This window comes from Streptomyces sp. CB01373, assembly GCF_002803075.1.
Classification (GTDB): Bacteria; Actinomycetota; Actinomycetes; order Streptomycetales; family Streptomycetaceae; genus Streptomyces.
In genome coordinates, this window is sequence record NZ_NNBK01000018.1 from 36,373 (window position 1) to 58,316 (window position 21,944).

Annotated in this window: 19 protein-coding genes; 13 read left to right on the forward strand and 6 right to left on the reverse strand. The window is 72.7% G+C overall.

Translation table 11 applies throughout. The features are described 5' to 3' along the window. On the reverse strand, window positions 1-792 hold a 792-nt coding region (locus tag CG719_RS27195; protein ID WP_234375782.1), incomplete at its 3' end, for a TIM barrel protein. Between the two features lie 314 nt (window positions 793-1,106). On the opposite strand from CG719_RS27195, the gene CG719_RS27200 reads away from it, so the two are divergent. From CG719_RS27200 to CG719_RS27250, 10 genes are all read left to right on the forward strand, one after another. After that, the gene (locus CG719_RS27200) at window positions 1,107-2,621 is read left to right on the forward strand and encodes a sugar ABC transporter ATP-binding protein (protein WP_100571339.1); all 1,515 of its coding nucleotides are present in this window, start codon (window positions 1,107-1,109) and stop codon (window positions 2,619-2,621) included. Continuing rightward, window positions 2,618-3,658 carry an ABC transporter permease gene (locus tag CG719_RS27205; RefSeq protein WP_100571340.1) on the forward strand — a complete coding sequence of 347 codons (1,041 nt, stop codon included), beginning with the start codon at window positions 2,618-2,620 and terminating at the stop codon, window positions 3,656-3,658. Before CG719_RS27200 ends, CG719_RS27205 begins: the two co-directional genes overlap by 4 nt. Further along, window positions 3,651-4,673: an ABC transporter permease gene (locus tag CG719_RS27210; protein WP_100571341.1), complete on the forward strand. Its 1,023-nt coding sequence runs from the start codon at window positions 3,651-3,653 to the stop codon at window positions 4,671-4,673. The genes CG719_RS27205 and CG719_RS27210 overlap by 8 nt, the downstream gene beginning before the upstream one ends. Before the next feature lie 41 nt (window positions 4,674-4,714). After that, the gene (gene rhaS / locus CG719_RS27215) at window positions 4,715-5,800 is read left to right on the forward strand and encodes a rhamnose ABC transporter substrate-binding protein (protein ID WP_100571342.1); all 1,086 of its coding nucleotides are present in this window, start codon (window positions 4,715-4,717) and stop codon (window positions 5,798-5,800) included. Between the two features lie 126 nt (window positions 5,801-5,926). After that, window positions 5,927-6,958 (forward strand): LacI family DNA-binding transcriptional regulator, encoded by a 1,032-nt coding sequence (locus CG719_RS27220; RefSeq protein WP_100571343.1) that lies wholly within the window; start codon window positions 5,927-5,929, stop codon window positions 6,956-6,958. 108 nt (window positions 6,959-7,066) lie between these two features. Then, entirely contained in the window at window positions 7,067-8,368 is a 1,302-nt protein-coding gene (locus tag CG719_RS27225; protein ID WP_100571344.1) for an alpha/beta fold hydrolase, read from the forward strand. Window positions 8,369-8,455: 87 nt separating this feature from the next. Then, complete coding sequence (gene sigJ, locus CG719_RS27230) at window positions 8,456-9,361, forward strand: RNA polymerase sigma factor SigJ (protein WP_100571345.1); 906 nt, start codon at window positions 8,456-8,458, stop codon at window positions 9,359-9,361. A 273-nt stretch (window positions 9,362-9,634) separates the two neighbouring features. Then, on the forward strand, window positions 9,635-10,591 hold the full coding sequence (locus CG719_RS27240) for a redoxin family protein (RefSeq protein WP_100571346.1): 957 nt from the start codon (window positions 9,635-9,637) through the stop codon (window positions 10,589-10,591). Between the two features lie 73 nt (window positions 10,592-10,664). After that, window positions 10,665-11,513 (forward strand): pentapeptide repeat-containing protein, encoded by an 849-nt coding sequence (locus CG719_RS27245; protein WP_100571347.1) that lies wholly within the window; start codon window positions 10,665-10,667, stop codon window positions 11,511-11,513. Between the two features lie 112 nt (window positions 11,514-11,625). Further along, window positions 11,626-12,351 (forward strand): DUF2470 domain-containing protein, encoded by a 726-nt coding sequence (locus tag CG719_RS27250; protein WP_100571348.1) that lies wholly within the window; start codon window positions 11,626-11,628, stop codon window positions 12,349-12,351. Here CG719_RS27250 and CG719_RS27255 read toward each other — a convergent pair. From CG719_RS27255 to CG719_RS27270, 4 genes are all read right to left on the reverse strand, one after another. Then, on the reverse strand, window positions 12,319-13,467 hold the full coding sequence (locus CG719_RS27255) for a lactonase family protein (RefSeq protein WP_100571462.1): 1,149 nt from the start codon (window positions 13,465-13,467) through the stop codon (window positions 12,319-12,321). The genes CG719_RS27250 and CG719_RS27255 overlap by 33 nt on opposite strands. Before the next feature lie 776 nt (window positions 13,468-14,243). After that, the gene (locus tag CG719_RS27260) at window positions 14,244-15,275 is read right to left on the reverse strand and encodes a hypothetical protein (RefSeq protein WP_100571349.1); all 1,032 of its coding nucleotides are present in this window, start codon (window positions 15,273-15,275) and stop codon (window positions 14,244-14,246) included. Beyond that, entirely contained in the window at window positions 15,272-16,579 is a 1,308-nt protein-coding gene (locus CG719_RS27265) for an FUSC family protein (RefSeq protein ID WP_100571350.1), read from the reverse strand. Before CG719_RS27265 ends, CG719_RS27260 begins: the two co-directional genes overlap by 4 nt. A gap of 52 nt (window positions 16,580-16,631) precedes the next feature. Further along, entirely contained in the window at window positions 16,632-17,126 is a 495-nt protein-coding gene (locus CG719_RS27270; protein WP_100571351.1) for an FBP domain-containing protein, read from the reverse strand. Window positions 17,127-17,210: 84 nt separating this feature from the next. Here CG719_RS27270 and CG719_RS27275 point away from each other — a divergent pair, with 84 nt between their 5' ends. From CG719_RS27275 to CG719_RS27285, 3 genes are all read left to right on the forward strand, one after another. Beyond that, the gene (locus CG719_RS27275) at window positions 17,211-18,221 is read left to right on the forward strand and encodes a phosphotransferase family protein (RefSeq protein ID WP_100571352.1); all 1,011 of its coding nucleotides are present in this window, start codon (window positions 17,211-17,213) and stop codon (window positions 18,219-18,221) included. 91 nt (window positions 18,222-18,312) lie between these two features. Next, entirely contained in the window at window positions 18,313-19,599 is a 1,287-nt protein-coding gene (locus CG719_RS27280) for an ROK family transcriptional regulator (protein WP_100571353.1), read from the forward strand. Window positions 19,600-19,673: 74 nt separating this feature from the next. Further along, entirely contained in the window at window positions 19,674-20,885 is a 1,212-nt protein-coding gene (locus CG719_RS27285) for a cysteine desulfurase-like protein (RefSeq protein WP_100571354.1), read from the forward strand. A gap of 37 nt (window positions 20,886-20,922) precedes the next feature. Here the strand turns inward: CG719_RS27285 and CG719_RS27290 are convergent, their stop codons facing one another. Continuing rightward, window positions 20,923-21,732 (reverse strand): SAM-dependent methyltransferase, encoded by an 810-nt coding sequence (locus CG719_RS27290; RefSeq protein WP_100571355.1) that lies wholly within the window; start codon window positions 21,730-21,732, stop codon window positions 20,923-20,925. Window positions 21,733-21,944: the final 212 nt, after the last annotated feature.

Genomic DNA, 21,944 nt, shown 5'->3' on the forward strand with positions numbered 1-21,944 from the left:
CCGGAAGAGCTGGAAGGGATCGGCCGCGCCCACCATCAGGTCGTCGTCGGCGTAGAACCGGGAGTTGAAGTCGAACCCGCCGAGCCTTTCCTCCCGCAGCAGGGTGGCGACGATGAACTCGATGTTCGTGCCCGGCGCGTGGTGCCCGGTGTCCACCACGACCCGCGCCTTTGGGCCCAGCTTCAGGCAGTGCGCGTACGCCGTACCCCAGTCCGGGACGTCCGTGGTGTAGAAGGCCGGCTCGAAGAGCTTGTACTCCAGCAGCATCCGCTGACCCTCGCCGAGCCGCTCGTACACCTCGGCCAGCCCCTCGCCCAGCCGGTCCTGCCGTCCCCGTATGTCGTCCTGGCCGGGGTAGTTCGTGCCGTCGGCGAACCAGAGCTTCAGATCGTTCGATCCGGTGGCGTCCATGATGTCGACGCACTCCAGCAGATGGCCGACCGCCTTGCGCCGCACCGCCGCGTCCGGATGGCAGATGCTGCCGAGCCGGTAGTCGTCGTCCTGGAAGGTGTTGGAGTTGATCGCGCCGAGCCTCAGACCGCGGTCCTCGGCGTGCCGGGCGAGCGCCGCGTAGTCGTCCACCTCGTCCCACGGGATGTGCAGGGCGACGGTCGGCGCGACACCGGTGACGGCGTGCACCTGGGCCGCGTCGTCCACCTTCTCCCACGGCGTACGCGGCACGCCCGCCTGCGCGAACACCTTGAAGCGTGTCCCCGAGTTCCCGTACGCCCACGACGGCGTCTCGACGGCCTGGGTCCTGAGGGCGGCCTTCACCGCGGCGAGGTCGGTCACTGCGAGGCTCCTGTGACGGCTTTTGGGACGGCTTCGAGAACCAGCTCCGAACGAGGTCTGAGCCGGCTCCCGCAACCGGTGCGTATGAATCGATTCAGCAATTTGAAGCTATGAGCCGCCGGTGAGGGTGTCAACCCTTCCGGTAGGGGCGACGCACCGTAATGCCCTGAGCTTGCACCCGGTTGTCGATCCCGCACTGTTTTCGATCCGCACCCATTGACGTGACATCCGCTCCCGGCCTAACGTCCCGGCCACCAGGTTGAAACCTTTCACGACGTGGGGCGGCACTCCGCCGGCGTCGTCGAGGAGCCCCCATGACTCACCCGTCCGACACGGGTCCGGCCCCGGTGCTGGCGCTCAGGGACATCTCGAAGTCCTTCGGCGCGGTGCGTGCCCTCAGGAACGTGTCCCTGGAACTGCTTCCGGGAGAGGTGCACGCCCTCGCCGGGGAGAACGGCGCGGGCAAGTCGACCCTCATCAAGATCCTCGCCGGGGTGCACCGGCCCGACGCCGGCCAGGTGCTGTTCGACGGCGAAACCGTCGTCTTCCACGGTCCCGGAGACGCCCGGGACGCCGGTATCGCCGTGATCTACCAGGAACCGACGCTCTTCCCCGATCTGTCGATCGCCGAGAACATCTTCATGAGCCGCAGGCCCCGGCGGGCTCTGGGCCGTATCGACCACGACGCCACCCGTGAGGCCACCCGAGCCCTGATGGGGCGGCTCGGTGTCGACCTCGACCCCGACCGTCCCGCGCGCGGACTGTCCATCGCCGACCAGCAGATCGTCGAGATCGCCAAGGCGCTCTCCTTCGACGCCCGCGTCCTGATCATGGACGAGCCGACCGCGGCCCTGACCGGCAGTGAGGTCGCCCGCCTGTTCGGCGTCGTGCGCGCCCTGCGCGACCAGGGCGCCGCGGTGCTGTTCATCTCGCACCGCCTGGAGGAGATCTTCGCGATCTGCCGGCGGGTGACGACCCTGCGCGACGGCGCCCGGATCGCCGTCGAGCCGCTGGACGGCATGACCGAGGACGACCTCGTGCGGCGCATGGTCGGCCGCGACCTCGACGAGCTCTACCCCAAGCAGGACGTGACACCGGGCGGCATCGCGCTCAGCGTGCGCCGGCTGACCCGCGAGGGCGTCTTCACCGACGTCTCCTTCGACGTGCGGCGCGGCGAGATCGTGGGCCTGGCCGGACTGGTCGGCGCCGGGCGCACGGAGGTCGCCCGCGCCGTCTTCGGCATCGACCGGTGGGACGCCGGCGAGGTCGAGGTCGACGGACGCCGGCTCACCAATGGCGCCCCGTCCCTCGCGATGGCCGCCGGGCTCGCCCTGGTCCCCGAGGACCGGCGCGCCCAGGGCCTGGTGATGAACATGTCCATCGAGCGCAACATCGGCCTCACCGGACTCCGGACGACCGTGAGGGCCGGACTGATGGACCGCGGCGCGGAACGCAGCCGCTCCCTGGACTGGGCGGTCAGGCTTCGGGTCAAGTACGCCAGGATCGCCGACGCCGTCTCCACGCTCTCCGGCGGCAACCAGCAGAAGGTCGTCCTCGCCAAGTGGCTCGCCACCGGCCCCAGGGTGCTCATCGTCGACGAGCCGACCCGCGGCATCGACGTCGGCACCAAGGCCGAGGTGCACCGGCTGCTCGGTGAACTGGCCGCCGACGGGGTCGCCGTCCTGATGATCTCCTCCGACCTGCCCGAGATCCTCGGCATGGCCGACCGGGTGCTCGTGATGCACGAGGGCCGGCTGACCGCCGAGATCCCCCGCTCCGACGTCACCGAGGAAGCCGTGATGGCCGCGGCCACGGGGAGGGCGGCGTGACCACGACCGCCCCTGACCCCGCCCCCACCGCCGAGGCGCACCGGTCCAGCGGCACCCGCCTGGTCGACCGGGTGTTCAGGATGCGTGAACTCGCCATCCTGGTCGTCCTGCTGGCGCTGATCGCCGTCGCCCAGGCGGGCAACAGCGCGTTCCTGTCCGAGCAGGGCGTCAAGGACCTGCTGCTGAACGCGACCATCCTGGTGCTCGTCGCCACCGGCCAGTCCCTGGTCGTCATCACCCGCAACGTCGATCTGTCGGTCGGCTCCACGCTCGGCATCAGCGCCTTCGCCGCCGGTACATGGCTGCAGGGCGGCGGGAACTCCGTGGTGGCCGTCGTCCTCGCGGTGCTCACCGGGGTCGGCTTCGGCCTGCTGAACGGACTGCTCGTCAGCCTCGGCCAGGTACCCGCGCTCGTCGTCACCCTCGGCACGCTCTACATCATCCGCGGCATCGACTCCGTCTGGGTCGGCTCCCGCCAGATCACCGCGGCCGACCTGCCCGGCGGTTTCGTCGACTTCGGCTCCGGCGGCATCCGGATGGTGCCGTACCTGGCGCTGATCGCCCTCGCCGTCCTGGTGGCGACGGCGTACTGCCTCAAGCACTACGGCAGCGGCCGCGAGCTGTACGCGCTCGGCTCCAACCCGGAGGCCGCCCGCCTCGCCGGCATCCCGGTGCGCAAGCGCGTCCTGGCCGCCTACACCTTCTGCGGCGGACTCGCCGGTCTCGCCGGGGCGATGTACCTGGCCCGGTTCGGCAGCGTCGACTCCGGCACCGGCAGCGGATACGAACTCACCGTCGTCAGCGCGGTGGTGGTCGGCGGCGTGGTCTTCAACGGCGGCTCCGGCAGCGTGTACGGCGCGGCCCTCGGCGCCCTGCTGCTGACCTCCGTGAACAGTGTGCTGCCCGCACTCGGCGTCAGCTCCGTCTGGGTGCTGGCGATCAACGGCGTCCTGCTCCTGCTCGCCATCGCGGTCGACCGGGTCGTCGCGCTGCGCGTGGCCTCGGCCCTGAAGAAGAGGAACGTCCGCCATGGCTGACTCCGCCCTCTCGCGAGCCGTGCGCTGGGACACCGTCGTCGGTGCCCTGCTCGTCGTGGTCCTGCTGTTCTCCTTCGGCCTCGTCGACGGTTTCGGCAACGCCCTCAACCTGTCGTTCCTGATCGGCAACACCCTGCCGATCGCGCTGATCGCCCTGCCGATGACCCTGCTGGTGGTCTCCGGTGAGATCGACCTGTCGGTGGCCTCCACCGCCGGACTGTCCGGCGCGGTGATGGGCGCCCTGTGGAACCAGGGCATGGCGATCGAGACGATCATCCCGCTGTGCCTGCTGCTGGGCGCGGTGTGCGGTCTGGCCAACGGCCTGCTGGTGACCAGGCTCGGACTGCCGTCCCTCGCGGTGACAATCGGCACCCTCGCCGCCTACCGCGGCATCGCGCAGATCGTGCTCGGCTCCGACGCGGTGACCGACTTCCCGGACCAGTACCTGGACTTCGCTGCCGGACGCGTCGGCAACACCTTCCTGCCGCAGGCGTTCCTGCCCTTCCTGCTCCTGCTGGCGATCGCCGTCATCACCCTGCACGCCACCCCCTTCGGGCGAGCGCTGTTCGCGATCGGCGCCGGCGAGGAGGCGGCCCGGTTCGCCGGCATCCGGGTCAGGCGCGACAAGCTGATCCTGTTCGTCGCCACCGGCTTCATGTCCGCCCTGACCGGCGTCTTCTGGGCCCTGCACTACGCGAGCGCCCGTTACGACAACGCCACGGGACTCGAACTCTCCGTCGTCGCCGCGGTGTTGCTCGGCGGCATCGACTTCGACGGCGGGAGGGGCACGCTCGGCGGCGCCGTCGCCGGTGTCTTCCTGCTCGGCGCGCTGCAGAACGTGATGAGCCTGCTGAACGTCTCCGCCCAGTCGCAGATCGTCGTCACCGGCGTCCTGCTCGTCGTCTCCGTGCTCGGCCCGCGGGTCGCGCGCCAGGTCTCCGCCGCCAGGAGCGCGCGCCGAGCGGCCTCGGCGCCCGAGCCACCCAAGTCAAAGGTGACCACACCGACTTCGTAGCCCGCTCCGCCCACCCCGCCGCCCCCGTAAAGGACTTCACCATGCGCACGTCGACGATCCGCCGCACCTGCGCGGCCCTCGCCGCCGCGACCTCCCTCGCCCTGGCCGCCACCGCCTGCGGCGGCACCACCAAGAACGACGTCGGCAAGGACAGCGGCGCCGCCGCCTCCTCGGCCGGCCAGGCCGACCCGGACGCCCCGACCAAGAAGGGTTTGACCGTCGGCTTCCTGCCCAAGCAGGTCAACAACCCCTACTTCACGTCCGCCGACAACGGCGGCAAAAAGGCCCTGGAGGAACTGGGCGAGAAATACAAGGAGGTCGGACCGTCCAGCGCCACCGACACCTCCGGCCAGGTCTCCTACGTCAACACCCTCACCCAGCAGCAGGTCGACGCGATGGCCGTGTCCGCGCAGGACCCGGGCGCCCTGTGCACCGCGCTGAAGCAGGCCATGAAGAACGGCATCAAGGTCGTCACCTACGACTCCGACACCAAGCCCGACTGCCGAAACGCCTTCGTCTCCCAGGCGTCCGCCGAGGACCTCGGCCGCACCGAGGTGCAACTGCTCGCGCAGCAGATCGGATTCAAGGGCGAGATCGCGATCCTGTCCGCCGCGCAGACCGCGACGAACCAGAACACCTGGATCGACTACATGAAGCGGGAGCTGAAGGACCCCAAGTACAAGGACGTCGAACTGGTCAAGGTCGCCTACGGCAACGACGACGCGCAGGCGTCCTTCCAGCAGACCCAGGGCCTGCTCCAGCAGTACCCGAACCTGAAGGGGATCATCTCCCCGACCACCGTCGGCATCAAGGCCGCCGCCCAGTACCTGTCCGGCTCCAAGTACAAGGGCAAGGTCAAGCTGACCGGCCTCGGCACCCCCAACGACATGCGCACATACGTCAAGAACGGCACCGTCGAGGCCTTCGAGCTGTGGGACCCGGCCAAGCTCGGCGAGCTGGCCGCGTACACCGCGGTCGCCCTCTCCTCCGGGCAGATCACCGGCAAGGAGGGCGAGACCTTCAAGGCCGGCGCCATGGGCTCGTACACCATCGGCAGGGACGGCCTGATCAACCTCGGCAAGCCGACCGTCTTCGACAGCAAGAACATCGACCAGTTCCACTTCTAGCGCCGGGGCACCAGTGTCACCGAGCGCGCCTCGTCCCCCCGCCCGTGACCCGCGCAGATGTGCGGTGCCGTGACGGTAATGTGAAGGCCCGCCGCCGCCCCTCGCATTCCTGGAGGTTTCCGCTCGATGGCCCCATCGGTGGGTATCAAGGACGTCGCACGCGCCGCCGGTGTCTCCGTGGGCACGGTCTCGAACGTCATCAACCGTCCGGAGACCGTCGCCACCGAGACCCGGGCCCGCGTGCAGTCCGCGATCGACCGGCTCGGCTACGTCCGCAGCGAGTCCGCGCGCCAACTGCGGGCCGGCCGCAGCCGGATCATGGGACTGCTCGTCCTCGACATGGGCAACCCCTTCTTCGTGGACGTCGCCCGGGGCGCCGAGCGGGCGGCCCGCGCGGCCGGGCTCGGCGTGATGGTCTGCAACAGTGCGCAGAGCCCCGGCGAGGAGGCCGAGTACCTGTCCCTCTTCGCCGAACAGCGGGTGCGCGGCGTCCTGCTCACCCCCGCCGACACCACCGGCCGCAACATCGCCGCCCTCCGCCGCCACGGCATCCCCTTCGTCCTGGTCGACCGGGTCGCCGAGGGCGCCACCGAGTGCTCGGTCTCCGTGGACGACGTGGCGGGCGGCGCGCTCGCGGTACGGCACCTGGTCGACGCGGGGCACCGCTCCCTCGCCTACGTGAGCGGCCCGCCCGGCCTGAACCAGGTGCGCGACCGCCGTACCGGCGCCCAGAACGCCCTCGCCGAGGCGGGACTCGGACCCGACGCGCTGCGCGAGCTGCCCACCGAGCGCCTCGACGTGGCCGCCGGACGAGACGCGGGCGCCCGCCTCCTCGGCCTCGCCGGCCGGCCCACGGCCGTCTTCTGCGCCAACGATCTCCTCGCCCTCGGCGTGCTGCAGTCCATGTACGCGGCCGGGGTCCGGGTCCCCGAGGACCTCGCCATCGTCGGCTACGACGACATCGAGTTCGCCGCCGCCGCGGCCGTGCCGCTCACCTCGGTCCGCCAGCCCGCCGTCACCATGGGCGCCCTGGCGGCGGAGCTGCTGCTGGAGGAGACCGGGCAGCCGGCGGCGCACGAGCACCGGCGGGTGGTGCTCCAGCCGGAACTGGTGGTACGCAGCTCCAGCCTGCCCGGGCGACCACCGGCCGCCCAGTGACGCGTCCACCGCGCGCTCCGCACGAATTCCCGGTCCCCGCGGTCGGGCGGCGGAGGAACATGTGCTGAACTGGGACGCGGCCGTAAACCCTCCGTCCCGGGAGAACCCTTGACCGTCAGCTACCGCCACCCCGGCGTCGTCCTCACCGACCGCACCTTCACCGTGCCGCTCGACCACGACGACCCCGCCGGGGAGACGATCGAGCTCTACGCACGTGAGGCCGTCGCGCGGGACAAGGCCGGCCAGGACCTGCCGTGGCTGATCTACCTCCAGGGCGGTCCCGGCTTCGGGGCGAACCGTTTCATCGGACGGCAGGCCTGGTTCGGCCGGGCCCTGGAGGACTACCGGGTCCTGCTCCTCGACCAGCGCGGCACCGGCCACTCCACGCCCGCCAACCGCCAGACGCTGCCCCTGTGCGGCGACGCCGCCGCACAGGCCGACTACCTCACGCACTTCCGCGCCGACTCGATCGTCCGCGACTGCGAGGCGATCCGCCCCGAGGTGACCGGCGGCGCTCCCTGGACCGTCCTCGGGCAGAGCTTCGGCGGCTTCTGCACCGTGAACTACCTGTCCACGCACCCCGAGGGCATGGCCGCCGCCCTGATCACCGGTGGCCTGCCCTCGCTCGACGCCCACGCCGACGACGTCTACCGGGCCGCCTACCCGCGCATCGAGCGCAAGGTCGCCGCCCACTACGCCCGCTACCCGCAGGACGTCGACCGCGCCCGCCGCATCGCCGACCACCTGCTCACCCACGACGTGGTGCTCCCGAACGGCTACCGGCTGACCGTCGAGGCCTTCCAGTCGCTCGGCATCATGCTCGGCGGCGGCGACGGCAGCCACCGACTCCACTTCCTCCTCGAGCACGCCTTCGTCCGCACCCCGGGCGGGCCGGAACTGTCCGACGCCTTCCAGGAGGAGGTCCAGGGCCTGCTGTCGTACGCGGGCCACCCGCTGTACGCCCTCGTCCACGAGGCCATCTACGGCCAGGACACCCGCCCCACCGCATGGTCGGCCGAGCGGGTCCGCGCGGAGTTCCCGCAGTTCGACGCCGCCAAGGCCCTCGCCGGCGACGGGCCGGTGCTGTTCACCGGCGAGACCGTGCACCCCTGGATGTTCGACTGCGACCCGGCGCTGCGCCCGCTGCGCGAGACCGCCGAACTGCTCGCCGCCCGCACCGACTGGCGGCCCCTGTACGACCCCGCCCGCCTCGCCGCCAACGAGGTCCCGGTCGTCGCGGCCGTCTACCACGACGACATGTACGTCGACACGGCCCACGCCCTCGCCACCGCCCGCGCGATCGGTGGCCTGCGCACCTGGGTCACCGACGAGTTCGAGCACGACGGCGTCAGGGCGGGCGGTCCCCGCGTCCTGGACCGGCTGCTCGGGCTCGTCCACGGCGACGTCTGACGCCGGCGGGATCGGCCGGTCCGGGGCCCCTCACCTGCCGCGGCACTAGGATGCCGGGGAGGTGCGGGGGAACGGGGTGGGGAAGCGATGTCCGGTACGGGTGACGAGGAAGTCCTGGCACGGAGCTTCGAGGAGCACCGCCCGCAACTGCGGGCGGTGGCCTACCGCATGCTCGGCTCGGTGCCCGAGGCCGAGGACGCCGTCCAGGAGGCCTGGCTGAGGCTCACCCGCACGGACACCGGCTCCATCCGCAACCTCGGCGCCTGGCTCACCACCGCGACGGGCCGGGTCTGCCTCGACCTGCTGCGCTCGCGGAAAGCCCGCCGCGAGGAGCCGATCGACGACACCTTCGTCCCGGACCCGGTGATCCGGCCCCTGACCCCGGCCGACCCGGAGCAGGAGGCGGTCCGGGCCGACTCGGTCGGGCTCGCCCTGCTAGTCGTCCTGGAGACTCTTCAGCCCGACGAGCGGCTGGCGTTCGTGCTCCACGACCTGTTCGCGGTGCCCTTCGACGACATCGCGCCGGTCGTGGAGCGCAGCGCCACCGCCACCCGGCAGCTTGCCAGCCGCGCCCGCCGCCGGGTGCAGGGCGCCACCCCGTCCGCCGAGGCCGACCTGGCCCGGCAGAAGCAGGTGCTCGACGCCTTCCTCGCGGCCTCGCGCGGCGGCGACTTCGAGGCGCTCGTGGCCGTACTCCACCCGGACGTGGTGCTGCGGGTCGACGCCGGCGCGCTCGTCCGGGGCGCGGCCGCCTCCAAGGTGGTCCGCGGTGCGACGACGGTGGCCGCGCAGGCCCTCACCTTCGCGCAGTACGCGGGGACGGCCCGCCTGGTGCTGGTCAACGGCTCGGTCGGGGTGGCCAACGCCCCCGAGGGCGGGCCGCGTTCCGTCATGGGCGTCGTCGTCGCCGACGGCCGGATCACCCACCTCTACATCCTGGCCGACCCCGAACGGCTCGGGCACCTGGACCTGACCGCAGCCTGGGCGGGCTGAACGGCCGCGGCCCGAAATCCGGTTGCCCGACGGGCGACGGCCCCTCTTGACCTTGGCCTCCTTGCCGACCGCGCTCAGCAGGATCACCAGAGTCAAGGCGGGCACCACTGTCCATGCCGGCGCCGCCGGACAGCCGTGATGCCGGGCGATGGCCTCCTGGAGCGGCAGGTTGAGAGCGGCGATCAGGTTCCCGAGCTGGTAGGTCACGCCCGACCTCGCCCGGCTTGACCTTACCCTCGAGGGCAAGGTTTAGCGTTCTTCGAGGTGAGAGGCATGCGGATCAGTGAGCTGGCTCGCCGGGCGGGCGTGACGACGAAAGCGGTGCGCTACTACGAATCGCTGGGCTTGCTCACGCCCGGACGGCTGGCCAATGGCTACCGGGACTACGACGAGCACGACGTACGACTCACGCAGGAGATCAGAGCGCTGGGCAGTCTCGGAATTCCTGTTGAGCGTACCCGCCCGTTCCTGGAGTGCCTCACGGCCGGCCATCGACACGGCGACGACTGTCCGGCCTCGCTGGCCGGTTACCGGGACGCGATCGCCGAGCTCACCCAGCGGATCGAGGGACTCACGGCCCGTCGGGCGGTACTGGTCGCGCACCTGCGTCAGGCCGCCCACCGCGGCAGCCGCGTCTCACCGGCCAACGGAGAAGAGGACCTGATGACCGACTACACGAGCTTGCCCGCCGGCCTGCCCGTACCCGAGGACGACGGCGCAGCCGCACATCTGCTCGGCACTGAGGTGCCGCACCTGGAACTCCGGAGCACCGGCGGCACGGCCGTCCGCCTCGACGCGCTCGGCGCGGGCCGCACGGTGATCTACATTTACCCGCTCACCGGACGCCCGGGCGTCGACCTGCCCGACGGCTGGGACTCGATCCCCGGTGCACGCGGCTGCACCCCTGAGGCATGCGGCTTCCGCGATCACTACCAAGGTCTCCTCGCCGCCGGCGCGGACGGGGTGTTCGGCCTTTCCAGCCAGGAGGCCGACTATCAGCGTGAGGTCGTCGAGCGGCTCAACCTGCCGTTCCAGATGCTCTCCGACCCCGCACGGAGCCTGGCACGGGAACTCGGCCCGCCCACATTCGAGACCAGTGGGCTGACGCTCTACAAGCGGCTGACTCTGATCATCCGCGACGGCGTGGTCGAGCACGTCTTCTATCCGGTCTTCCCCCCGAACGAACATGCCGACCAGGTACTGACCTGGCTCCGCGACAACTCCCTGTAGAAGTCGGCGATCGCATCCGGGAACGGCGGAAAAGGTGGTGTGCCGGCTCAGTCCTCCTCGTAGGCTGAACATCATGCAAGATCAGAAAGGCACCCGGCACGACCGCAGCGGACTGCGCGGCGACTGCGCACGCTGCTTCGGGCTCTGCTGTGTCGCCCTGCCCTTCGCCGCCTCCGCGGACTTCGCCCTGGACAAGCCCGCGGGGAAGCCGTGCCCGAACCTCCGGGACGACCACCGGTGCGGTATCCACACACGGCTCCGGCAGCAGGGCTTCACCGGGTGCACGGTCTACGACTGTTTCGGCGCGGGACAGAAGGTCTCGCAGGTCGTCTTCGGCGGACAGGACTGGCGCACGGGCTCCGGGGAGGACGCCCGGCTGATGTTCGAGGTCTTCCCGGTGGTGCGGCAGCTCCACGAACTGCTGTGGTACGTGACCGAGGCGCTCGACCTGAGCGCCGCCCGCCCGGTGCACGGCGAGCTGCGCCGGGCGCTGGAGCGGACCGAACAGCTCACCCTTCTGCCGCCCGGCGAACTCGTCGCGCTGGACGTCGGCGCGCACCGCCAGGAGGTCAACGTCCTGCTGCTGCGCACCAGTGAGCTGGTGCGCGCCGGGGCGCGGCGCGGGAGGGGGAAGCCGAAGGACCGGCGGGGAGCCGACCTGGTCGGGGCCCGGCTGAAGGGCGCGGACCTGCGCGGAGCCAGTCTGCGCGGCGCCTGCCTGATAGCCGCCGACCTCACCGGTGCCGATCTGCGGGACGCGGATCTGATAGGCGCCGACCTGCGGAACACGAATCTGACGGGCGCCGATCTGACCGGCGCGTTCTTCCTGACCCAGCCGCAGCTCGAAGCGGCCCGGGGCAGCGCCGCCACCCGGCTGCCCGGATCGCTCTCCCGCCCCGCTCACTGGACGGCGGAGAGCTGACTCGACGCCGCCTCCCGGTCGCGGCCCGCCCGGTCGACACGCCCTGCCTGGTTGGCACACCCCCCGATCTTCGATAGGTTAGGCAAGCCTTACCTAAGAAGGAGGTTGAGGGATGGACGAAAGCCAGACCTGGACGGCGGAGCCCGGAGCGGCACAGCGGGCGCGGTCCGTGCTCGCCGCCGCCTGGTCCTGCGCGGTGACCGCGGAGGGCGGACGGGAGGAGTACGTCGGCGCCCACACCGTGCGCGAGGACGGCCGCGTCCTGCTGCACGTGCCCGGGGACAGCGCCCTGCGCGCCGCCGCCCTTCTCGTGCCGCGCGGCGAGCCGTCCGCCGTCCTGGAGTTCGCCGACGTCGCGCCCGTCCCCGTGCGCAACCGGATCCGCGCCCGGCTCTGGCTCGCCGGCCGGCTCGTCCCCGAGGCGGAGCACCTGGTGTTCCACCCCACGCGCGTCGTGCTGCGGCAGCCGCCCGGCGCGGTCGTCGTCGGCGCCGAGGAGTTCACCGCCTCCGCGCCCGACCCGCTCGCCCTGGCGGAGGCCGGCCTGCTCACCCACCTCGCCGACGCCCATCCCGAGGCGGTGGAGCGGCTGACCAGGCTGGTCGGACCCGACAGCCTGCAGGGCGCGGTGCGCGTCCAGCCGCTCGCCGTCGACCGGCACGGACTGACTCTGCGCATCGAGCGCGCCCGCACCCACGGCGACGTACGCCTGCCGTTCCACGCGCCCGCCGACGACCTCACCGCGCTCACCGAACGTATGCACGTCCTGCTGCTCCAGGCGGGCGCCGCCTCCTGCCCGCGCGCCCTACAGCGGCAGCGCGCAGACGGCGACCGGTGAGGGGAACGGCGTACCCGCCAGACGCAGCGAGCCGTTCGCACGGTCGACGTGGAAGACGCTGACCGTGTTCGACTTCTGGTTCGCGGCGAACAGCAGCGCGCCGTTCGGAGAGAACGCGATCTGACGCGGGAAGTCGCCCGCGACCGGCGTCGTGCCCAGCAGCTTCAGCCGGGCCCCGTCCGCGGCGACGGCGTAGCGCGCCAGGGTGTTGTGGCCCCGGTTGGCCAGGTAGGCGAACTTGCCGTCGGCCGTGACCAGGACCTGCGACGGGTAGTTCCTGCCCGCGCCGCCGCCCGTGGACTGTGTCGCGCCGACGGTCAGCCGGCCCGTGGGCCGGTCGTACGCGCACACCGCGAGGGTGTTGTCGACCTCGTTGGCGAGGTAGGCGTACCGGCCGCCCGGGTGGAAGGTCAGCTGACGCGGTCCGGCGCCGGGCCGGGTGTGCGCCTGGGAGACCTCGGTGAGGCGGCCCGTGCGGGTGTTCAGGCGGTACGTGTAGACGGTGTCGGTGCCGAGGTCCACGGCGAGGACATGGCCGCCGTCGGGGCTGGTGATGACCTGGTGGGCATGCGGCCCCTGCTGTCCGGGGCCGGGCCTGGGGCTGGTGTGGGTGACCAGGTCGGCGCGCTCGCCGAGGGCGCCCGAGGCGGCTATCGGGTGCACGGCCACGCTGCCGGAGCCGTAGTTGGCGCTGAGCAGCCAGCGCCCGCTCGGGTGCACGGACAGATGGCAGGGCCCCGAACCGCCGGTGCTCCGGGTGCCGAGGACCCTGCGGTCGGCGAGCCGCACCGCGGTCACGCCGCCGTCCTGCCGCTCGTCGACCGCGTACAGCGTGCGGCCGTCGGGATGCACGGCGAGGTACGACGGGTCGGCGACCCCGGTGATGGCGCCCCGGCCGCCGACGGCGCCCGACACCGGGTCGTACACCGCCAGACCTATGCCCTTGCCGCCGCCCGGCACGGACGTGTAGGTGCCCAGGTACAGGGGCCGGCGACCGGGCGGCCTCGCCGCCGGCTGCCGAGGGCTCTCGGCGGCCTCCGGCGCGCTCACGGGCGTGGAGCCGGACCGGGGTTTCGCGGGCGCCGGGACCGCCAGCACGGCGGCGGCTCCCGTCAGCGCCCCGACGAACTGCCGCCTGCTCCAGCCTGTCCCGGCCTTCCGGCGCCGCCCGAGCGGGGGAGACCCCCGTCGCGACGCCCTCGCACCACTGTCCATGCCCGCACCTCAAGGTCGTCGGCCTGTCCGGTCGTGAACTGCCACCTTGACGCGCACCACCGCTCCCACGCAAACGCGGCGCCCGGCCGCCGAACACCCGAGGCCTGATGGCGACGCCGCCATCGCCACCAGAGCGGCGCCCCTGCTCCGGCCCTCGGCCGGGCCGGCGAACGGCACCGGCGGACCGCCGCACGCGCCTGGTCCGCCGGCCCCTGGGCCCGGTCGCGGCCGGGCAACGGCGGCTTCTCGCGACCGCCGCCGCGCCCAGGCCGTCCCCGACCGGGCCCGGAACCGGCCCCTCGGGTCGCGAGCGGCGTCCTCCGACATGAGGCGGCCGGACCCCGGTGCTCCGCGCAGGGGCCACGACGGTCGGCCGGGTCCGGGTGCACGCGTGGCGGCTCGCGGATCGCCTGCGCCGATGCGTCCCGGATGAGTACGGCGGCAGCCCGGTGCTCCGTACAGAGCGGGGGCGGTCGGCAGGGGCGGCGTGCCCGGGCCGGTTCCGGCCGGGGCGGCGAACGGGCGGGACCGGGCGACTGCCGTGCGCGCTGGGGTCGGCCGCACCGAGGCGCGGGGGCGACCATCGTGCGCGCCGGGGCCGCCGCACCCACGCGTGGCGGCTTGCGGCACGCTCTCTTCGGCGCGTTCCGGATCCGTTCGGTGGCAGCCTCGTGTGTCTACCAGTCCCCGTCCTCCACCGGCTTGCCCGGCGCGTCCTTCAGGGGGCGCACCTGGTGCGGTGACGGCTCCTGCCACGGCTCGTGGTCGTCGCCGAGCCAGTCGCCGGCCGGGCGCACCGCCGACAGCGTGTCGGTGGGGGAGAGGTCCTCGGCGTCCTGGTCGTAGTAGTCGAACCAGGGCAGCCCGGCGCTCGTGTACGCGGCGCGGTCCACGGGCGACGGCGGGGGAGCCTCGCCGGTGATACGGCGCCACTGCGGAGGCGTCACCAGGTGCACGAACACCCGCCCTGCGCGCCGCCCGGACCAGGCGCCCGGCGGCCGGTCGTCCCGGTACACCTCCTGGCGCATGGAGCCGCCGACACCGAGCCCCATGGCGGGCGCGGCCCGGCGGGGCGCGGCAGGCGCGGCGCCGGGCGCGGGCGCCGCGCCTGCCGCCATGGGGGCGCCGCCGCAGATCATGGTCGACCGGTCCGCCTCCCGCCGCTGCCGCTCCTCCTCGCGCCACCGCGCCAGTTCGGCGTCGTTCAGCGGGAACGTCTGCAACTGGACGCCGCCCCACACCTCCTCGCCCGTGACCTGGCCCTCGACGCTCGCCCCCAGGCCCAGCGGCACGGCGACGAACTGGCGCACGGTGCCCTTGCCGGAGTTGATGCCGTCCAGCCAGGGCTGGCGGGGCAGCACCACGTAGTTCTGCGGGTCGCGGGACAGCCGGTCGCTCCACGGCCGGCCCGACACCGCGCACACCTTGCCCACGCCGACCTGAAGGGCGGCCGGCTCGGTCGTGCCCGCGAAGCTCAGCCACATCGCCTCGCGCAGATACACCGGCAGCATCACGCCGCCGTGCGCCCGCCACTGCTCGGGCACCGAGTCCGCGTAGTCGGCCACCCGCCGGACCGGGAACTCGCCCAGCCCCGGCGGCAGCGGATGCGTACCCTTCTCCGGCAGCCGCAGGGTGCGGATGAACCGCACCGCCACACCGCCCGGCAGCCGCAGCGTGTTCCCGTCGATCCGCACCGTCGATCCGGTCATGCCTGCTCCCCTCCCTCACAGGACCGCGCCGTCCTGCGACCGCGCCCCTGACGCACAGAACGCTCCGCGACGCCCGCGCGGTTCCGCCGCTGCCGGACCGGCGCGCCCAGCCGGTCCCCGAGCCGGGTCAGCCGCGGGGCGCGCTCGCGCTGGGCGCGGGTGTAACGGTCCAGCTCCTCCAGGAGCCGGCGGGAACGGTGCTCGGTGTCCATCTCGTCGATGATCCGGTCCACCTCGGTGATCACCGCGCCGTACAGCTGCCACTGGCTCGCGTCCCGCTGCACCTCCTCCAGCAGCAGCCGGGCCACCTTGTCGCGGGCGGCGGAGGTCTGCCGAAGCTGCGCGGCCAGCCGGGACTCGGCCTCCTCCGCGCTCACGCTGACGTCCGTGGTGACCAGCACCGCGAAGCTGACCACCGCGTCGGAGATCTCGCACAGCAGCTCCTGCACCAGGGCACCGGTCTGCGGCGAGAACATCGGCTCGGGGGCCCGCTGCTTCGCCAGGTCCGTGAAGGTGCGCGCCAGCACGCGCAGCACGACCGTGCAGATCTCCAGCGTGTCAAGTCCGGTGCGCAGCACCACCCGGTGCAGCAGGCCCTCGCGCACCCGCGGATTGAGCCGCAGGCTGTCCTCGGCCTGCCTGAGGGCGGCGTCCACCTCGGAGATGTCGTGGTCCAGACGGCGGGCCTCGTGCAGCTGCTCCGCGGCGCGCTCCACGGGCGGATGCCCGGCCGCCTCCTCGGCCATCCGCAGCATCAGCTGCCGCACGCGGCGGGCCAGGCCCTCGATCGACGCTCCGGCCTGTTCGGTCCACACCGGGGGAGCGAGCAGCAGATTGCAGCCGAGGCCGACCACCGCCCCGATCAGCGTCTCCTCGACCCGCGCCGAGGCGGTACTGCCCACGGCGGTGACGCCGAGGACCAGCATCGCGCTGATCGCCACCTCGGGCACGAACTCGTCCACCCGCACCAGGTGCCCGACCGCCAGCGCCGCCAGGATCACCAGGGCGAGGCTCCACCAGGTCAGCCCCACCAGCAGGGAGAAGGCGATGGCCACGAGCACCCCGGCCACCACCGAGTTCACCCGGCGGATTCCGGTGGTCAGCGTGGAGTAGAGGGTCACCTGGACGACGAGCAGAGCCGTCAGCGGCGCGGTCAGCGGCGCGGGCTCCGGACTCAGCCGCAACGCGATCACATACGCGATCGTCGCGGCGGTCGTGGAGCGCAGCGCCTGTACGACCACGGGGTCCCGGTGCCGCTTCACCACCCGAGCCAGGGACGGGGTCCAGTCACGTACCTTCCGCATCCCTTGCGCAGTTCCCCGATCGCGCGGGGCCGAACGTGACCGGGCGGTGCGGTCAGACGTACAGCTTGTCGAGGAAGGCCGCCAGGTTGGCCGTGGTGCGGGCGATCTGCTGCTCCAGCGTGAGGCTCTCCTCGAAGCGCGCGCCGGAGTCCGGGACCTTCTTTCCGCGCACATAGAGCGAGCAGGCGAGGTCGGTGCACATGTACACGCCGACCGAGTTGCCCTCGCGGCCCGCCGCTCCGGCCTTGCGGGCGGTCATCAACGAGACCCCGCCCCCGCGGTGCGTGGTCAGGCACAGCGAGCACATGCTGCGGTGCAGGAACCCGCGCTGCGAGGCGGGGAAGCGCAGGGTCACGCCCATGAGCCGGCCCTCCCGCTCGGTGACCAGATAGCTGCGGTCGGGCGCTCCCGGATCGCGCCAGCCCAGGAAGTCCAGATCGTCCCAGGGGCGGTCACCGAGGTCCCGGGGGACCGACAGGCGCTTGGCCTCGCCCTTGGAGCAGTTCACGAACGAGTCGCGCACGTCCTGCTCGGTCAGTGATCTCATGGGGGCCTCCGGAAATGACAGCACAAGTTGCCTAAGGGGATTAGTTTTGCGGCTAGGGTAAGCAGGAACCGAAAGGGGGGTCCAATGGATTTCGGTGACCCGGACGCGCGGCCGGCGCGGTCCTGGGAGCGGGCCCGGCGCGCGCTGCGGGCCGCGGGCGTCCCGCCGGACCGGCTCGCCCGGCTCCGCGCGCTGGGCGGCGGCACGTACAACAGCGTCGAGGAGCTGTGCCTGGCCGACGGCACCCGGTACGTGCTGAAGGTCCCGCCCGCCTCCACCGCGCCCGGCCTGCGCTACGAGAGGGACCTCCTCGTCGGCGAGGCCGAGTTCTGCCGCGCGGCTGTACGGGCCGGAGTGCCCGCGCCGCGCGTGGTCGCGGAGGGCGAGGACGCGGGCCGGCGCCACCTGCTGATGACCGCCTGCCCAGGCGAGCCCTGGGACGCGTCGGTGACGGACGCCGAAGCGGCCGGCCTGCGCGCCCGCCTCGGCGGCCAGGTGGCCCGGCTCCACCGGGTGACCGGCCCCGGCTTCGGCTACCCCTCCGGCGCGCTCGGCCCGCTCGCCCCCGACTGGCGCACCGCCTTCACCGCCATGTACGCCGCCGTCCTCGACGACGCCCGCCGCCACGGCGCCCCGCTGCCCCGGCCCGCCGACGAGATCGCAGGTACGGCCGAGGCCGCGTACGGCGCCCTGGACGAGATCGCCGTGCCACGCCTGGTCCACTTCGACCTGTGGCCGGGCAACGTCCTGCTCGACCGCTCGGAGGCAGGCGTCCGCATCGGGGGCCTGATCGACGGCGAGCGCATGTTCTGGGGCGATCCGGCGGCAGACTTCGTCTCGCTCGCCCTGCTCGGGGACATCCGCGAGGACGAGGCGTTCCTCGCCGGCTACCGCGCGGCCGGCGGCCGGGCCGAGTTCGGCCGCACCGCCCGCATGCGGCTCGCGCTGTACCGCAGCTACCTCTACCTGATCATGCTCACCGAGACGATTCCGCGCGCCCTGGGGCCGGATCACGAACACTGGGTGCGCGACCATGTCGCCCCCCAACTGTCCGCCGCCGTCGAGGAGATCGGCCGACTTGCCGTCACCTCTTAATTTATTGCGTGGACTAAGGACCGCCAGAAGTCGCGCCCGGACGGCCCGCGGCGGTATGTTGCAGCTCGGGTACGGTTCGGGAGGGAGCCACATGGCGGGGCGGAACGGGCGCACGGTGCGCGATCTCAGAAGGGGCAACCGTTCGGCCGTACTGCAACGGCTCTACTTCGACGGCCCGCTCAGCCGCTTCGAGCTCGGCCCCGCGACCGGCCTCAGCTCCGGCTCGGTCAGCAACGTCGTCGCCGACCTGGTCGCCGACGGCCTCGTCGAGGAGGCCGGCAGCGTCGACTCCGACGGCGGCCGCCCGCGCACCCTGCTGCGCGTCGCGCCGGGCAGCGGCCACATGATCGGCGTGGACGTCGGCGAGACCCGGGTCCGCGTCGAGCTGTTCGACCTCACCCTCACCGAACTGGCACGCACCGAAAGGCCCCTGGAGTCCCAGGGCTACGACGTCGAGGTGATCACCGGGCACATCCGGGACGGGATCGCCGAGGTCCTGGCCGTGGCCGGCCTGCCCCCGGAGCGCCTCCTCGGGGTCGGCATCGGCGTCCCCGGCATCGTCGAGCCCACCCCCGACCGCGGTGCGGTCGTGCACGGGCAGACCATCGGCTGGGACGCGGTACCCCTGGAGTCCCTGCTGCGTGCCGGGTCCCGGCTGCCGGACGGCGTGCCGTACTTCATCGACAACGGCGCCAAGACGCTGGGCCAGGCGGAGATGTGGTTCGGCGCCGGACGCGGCGCCCGCAACGCGGTCGTGGTGCTCTTCGGCTCCGGCGTCGGCGCCTGCCTGGTCACCCCCGAGGTGGAACGCGGCCGGGCCGTGGAGTGGGGGCATCTGACGGTACGGGTACGAGGACGCCGCTGCCGCTGCGGCGCCCTGGGCTGCCTGGAGGCGTACGCCGGTGCGGAGTCCCTGCTCGCCCGCTGGCGCGAGGAGGGCGGCCGGCCGCCGCGGGGCACCGACGAGGAGACCGCGCTCACCGCCCTGCTGGCCGCCGCCTACCCGCCCGAGGGCACCGCCGCCGACCCCGTGGCGGTCGCCGTGCTGGAGGAGACCGCCGAATACCTGGGCGCCGGTCTGTCCGACCTGATCAACCTGTTCCAGCCCGAGCGCATCCTCATCGGCGGCTGGGCCGGCCTCCAGCTCGGCCCCCGCTTCCTGCCCGCCGTACGCCGCCACGCGACCGCCTACGCCCTGCGGCACCCCGCCGAGCGGGTGACCATCGACCTGGGCAGACTGGGCCCGGACGCGGTCACCGTCGGCGCCGCGATCCTGCCCCTCGCCGACTTCTTCACCCGCGGTGGCCGCCGCGCCGAACCGGCCCCCAAGGAACCGGTCCCCGCCTGGCAGACGGCCCTGGAAGAACGCAGGTCGTAGGGGCTGTCGCCGGGGCGCGGGGCGATGGATCATGGGGACGCATCCCTCACCAGGAGTGTGCGAAGGAGTGTTCCGTGACGTATGACATCGCCGGTGTCCGCGCGCAGTTTCCGGCCCTGAAGGCCGGGTGGGCCCATTTCGACGGTCCGGGCGGCAGCCAGACGCCGCAGCCGGTCATCGACGCCGTCGCCGAGGCGCTGGCCGGTCCGCTGTCCAACCGCGGGTCGACGACGCTGGGCGAGCGCAACGCCGAGGACTGCGTCGCCGCCGCCCGGCAGGCCATGGCGGACCTGCTGGGCGCCGAGCCGTCAGGGGTCGTCTTCGGGCGCAGCGCCACCCAGTTGACGTACGACTTCTCGCGCGCCCTGGCCAGGACGTGGGCGCCGGGCGACGAGGTCGTCGTCACCCGGCTCGACCATGACGCCAACATCCGGCCCTGGGTCCAGGCCGCCGAGGCCGTGGGAGCCGTCGTGCGCTGGGCCGACTTCGATCCGGCGACCGGCGAACTGACCGCCGGGCACATCGCCGACCAGCTCTCCGACCGCACCCGGCTGGTCGCGGTCACCGCCGCCTCCAACCTGATCGGCACCCGCCCGGACCTGCCCGCGATCGCCTCCCTGGTCCATGAGCGCGGCGCCCTGTTCTACGTCGACGGCGTGCACTTCACCGCCCATGTCCCGGTCGACCTCGCGGCCCTGGGCGCGGACTTCTTCGCCTGCTCCCCGTACAAGTTCCTCGGCCCGCACCTCGGCGTCGTGGCGAGCCGCCCCGACCTGCTGGAGACCCTGCGCCCGGACAAGCTGCTGCCCTCGTCCGACGCGGTCCCCGAGCGCTTCGAACTGGGCACCCTGCCCTACGAACTGCTGGCCGGCACCCGGGCCGCCGTGGACTTCCTCGCCGGGATGGATGCATCGGCGGGCGGCACCCGGCGGGAGCGGCTCCTCGCCTCCTTCGGCTCGCTCGAACGGCACGAGGACGTCCTGCGCCGCCGGATCGAGGAGGGGCTGTCCCGCCTCCCGGGGATCACCGTGCACTCGCGCGCGGCCGAGCGCACCCCGACCCTGCTGCTGACCGTCGAGGGCCGCAGCACCGTCGACGCCTACCGTCACCTGGCCGGACGCTCCGTCGCGGTGCCCTCGGGCGCGTTCTACGCCCTGGAGGCCTCCCGTCGGCTCGGTCTGGGCGACACCGGCGGCCTCAGGATCGGGCTGGCCCCGTACAACGACGAGGAGGACGTGGACCGGCTCCTGGAGGCGCTCGCGGACTTCCTGCGCACGGCGCCGTAGGCCGGGGAGCGGCCCGCGAGTTCCGCCTCCCCGGGGGTCAGGGCTTGCGGGCCACGCCGCCGTGGATGTCCGTGGGCTCGGGCCTGGTGCCCGGCTCGGGACGCCACAGCGGGCAGGAGACGATGCCGGGCTCGAACAGCTCGAGTCCCTCGTAGTAGGCGACCAGTCGCTCCGGGCTGCGCAGCACGTACGGGACGGCGCCGGTGTCGTCGTAGCCCTGCTGGGCCTCCTTGAGCGCCTGGTCGGTGTCGGTGCTGTCGTAGTGCACGAAGCAGCTGCCGGAGGGCAGGGCGGCCTGGAGGCGGCGGACGATCGACTTGGCCTCCTCGTAGTCCTGGATGTGGCCGAGGATGCCCATCAGCATGAGGGCGACCGGCCGGCCGAAGTCGAGGATCTTGCCGGCCCGCTCGATGATCGCCTCGGGGTCGTGCAGATCCGCGTCGATGTATTCGGTCAGACCCTCGGGGGTGCTGGTGAGCAGGGCCTGGGCATGGCGCAGCACCAGCGGGTCGTTGTCGACGTAGACGATGCGCGACTCGGGGGCGATGCGCTGGGCGACCTGGTGGGTGTTGTCGTAGGTCGGCAGTCCGGTGCCGATGTCGAGGAACTGGCGGATGCCGAGGTCGCCGGCCACGTAGGTCACGGCGCGGATCAGGTACTGGCGGGAGGCGCGGGCCATCGTCCCGATGGTCGGCGCGTGCTCGCGGTAGGCGTCGCCCGCGATCCGGTCGACCTCGTAGTTGTCCTTGCCGCCCATCCAGTAGTTCCAGATGCGGGCCGAGTGCGGCACCGTGGTGTCGATCTTGGACAGCGCGTCCTGGTCCGGGGTGAGCTCGCCGTCTGCCATGGGGGGTCTCCTGCTGTGGGTGCCGCGGTCGGTGTCTGACTTCAACCTAGCGTCAACATCCGTACGCGCGGCCTGAGTTCAGCAGGCTGACGGGGAAGTGCGGGGCCGGGTGGGGGTCCGGGGGTGTCGGGGGCTGCAGGACCCGGGGTCCGAGGGCCGCCACCGCCGCGGACCGGGACCTTCCGATCCCGGTCCGGGTTCGCTCCGGGGTC

What these genes read in the sequence shown, in the direction of transcription:
- CG719_RS27200 (WP_100571339.1), top strand. Translation starts at nt 1,107, where the DNA reads ATGACTCACCCGTCCGACACGGGTCCGGCCCCGGTGCTGGCGCTCAGG.
- CG719_RS27210 (WP_100571341.1), top strand. Translation starts at nt 3,651, where the DNA reads ATGGCTGACTCCGCCCTCTCGCGAGCCGTGCGCTGGGACACCGTCGTC.
- rhaS (WP_100571342.1), top strand. Translation starts at nt 4,715, where the DNA reads ATGCGCACGTCGACGATCCGCCGCACCTGCGCGGCCCTCGCCGCCGCG.
- CG719_RS27220 (WP_100571343.1), top strand. Translation starts at nt 5,927, where the DNA reads ATGGCCCCATCGGTGGGTATCAAGGACGTCGCACGCGCCGCCGGTGTC.
- sigJ (WP_100571345.1), top strand. Translation starts at nt 8,456, where the DNA reads ATGTCCGGTACGGGTGACGAGGAAGTCCTGGCACGGAGCTTCGAGGAG.
- CG719_RS27240 (WP_100571346.1), top strand. Translation starts at nt 9,635, where the DNA reads ATGCGGATCAGTGAGCTGGCTCGCCGGGCGGGCGTGACGACGAAAGCG.
- CG719_RS27245 (WP_100571347.1), top strand. Translation starts at nt 10,665, where the DNA reads ATGCAAGATCAGAAAGGCACCCGGCACGACCGCAGCGGACTGCGCGGC.
- CG719_RS27250 (WP_100571348.1), top strand. Translation starts at nt 11,626, where the DNA reads ATGGACGAAAGCCAGACCTGGACGGCGGAGCCCGGAGCGGCACAGCGG.
- CG719_RS27260 (WP_100571349.1), bottom strand. Translation starts at nt 15,275, where the DNA reads ATGACCGGATCGACGGTGCGGATCGACGGGAACACGCTGCGGCTGCCG.
- CG719_RS27265 (WP_100571350.1), bottom strand. Translation starts at nt 16,579, where the DNA reads ATGCGGAAGGTACGTGACTGGACCCCGTCCCTGGCTCGGGTGGTGAAG.
- CG719_RS27270 (WP_100571351.1), bottom strand. Translation starts at nt 17,126, where the DNA reads ATGAGATCACTGACCGAGCAGGACGTGCGCGACTCGTTCGTGAACTGC.
- CG719_RS27275 (WP_100571352.1), top strand. Translation starts at nt 17,211, where the DNA reads ATGGATTTCGGTGACCCGGACGCGCGGCCGGCGCGGTCCTGGGAGCGG.
- CG719_RS27280 (WP_100571353.1), top strand. Translation starts at nt 18,313, where the DNA reads ATGGCGGGGCGGAACGGGCGCACGGTGCGCGATCTCAGAAGGGGCAAC.
- CG719_RS27290 (WP_100571355.1), bottom strand. Translation starts at nt 21,732, where the DNA reads ATGGCAGACGGCGAGCTCACCCCGGACCAGGACGCGCTGTCCAAGATC.